This is a genomic window from Halalkalibaculum sp. DA3122 (assembly GCF_043951865.1).
In the GTDB taxonomy this organism is placed as follows: domain Bacteria; phylum Bacteroidota; class Rhodothermia; order Balneolales; family Balneolaceae; genus JAMQKA01.
This window is the reverse complement of sequence record NZ_JBINJF010000099.1, coordinates 1-717: the sequence shown is the minus strand read 5'-3', so window position 1 is coordinate 717 and position 717 is coordinate 1. Positions and strand designations below refer to the sequence as shown.

Here is a 717-nt window from a genome sequence, read left to right as displayed (position 1 = left end):
TTCCGGTCGCAGCGCGCCCACGGGCACATCTGGACCATGCAGCTGACCTTCCCGGGGTGGCGCAGGGCCAGCTGCTGGGCGATCGGGCTGCCCATCGAGACCCCCACCACGGCTGCCTTAGATATATTAAGGTGGTCCATCAGCCCGGCGTAGTCGTCGGCCATCTGCCCCATCGTGTAGGGGCCTTCCGGTTTCTCGGAGCGGCCCACCCCGCGGTTGTCGACCTGGATGCAGCGAAAATCTTCTTCCCAGAAGGAGGCGTGGTCTTCCCACACCTCCCCCGGGGCGGTAATACCCATAATAAGGATTACAGGCTCTCCGCTTCCGCGCTGCTCGTAATACAGTTGAATTCCGTTGGTTTCGGCGTATGGCATTGGTATTCCTCGGGTTTGTTACAGTGTATTAGTGCAGGGCCGGCAGCAGGTCGTTTTTGATCCACTGCCCGTCGTGGAGCGTGACCTCGTCCGGGTGATCAACGGCTTTCGGAGCTTCATCCTCACAGATGATCCACCCGTCGAAGCCGATCTCGACCAGCCACCGGGTGATCTCCACGAAGTCCACGTCGCCTTCCCCCATCAGGGCAAAGGTATCCGGGCCGGCCCAGTCCTTGTAATGAACCAGATTGATCAGCGACTCATACTCCTTCATCTTGGCCAGCGGGTCCATCCCCCCGTTGATGATATGGCCCACATCCGGGGTCCACCCGATCACCTCCGG

General features: G+C 60.5%; 2 protein-coding genes. Both read right to left on the bottom strand.

The window, feature by feature from the left end; all coding sequences use genetic code 11:
- On the bottom strand, nucleotides 1–374 hold a 374-nt coding region (locus ACG2F4_RS19360), incomplete at its 3' end, for an alpha/beta fold hydrolase (RefSeq protein WP_395262588.1).
- 28 nt (nucleotides 375–402) lie between these two features.
- Nucleotides 403–717: sugar phosphate isomerase/epimerase family protein (locus tag ACG2F4_RS19355; protein WP_395262590.1), on the bottom strand; the 315-nt coding region annotated here is incomplete at its 5' end.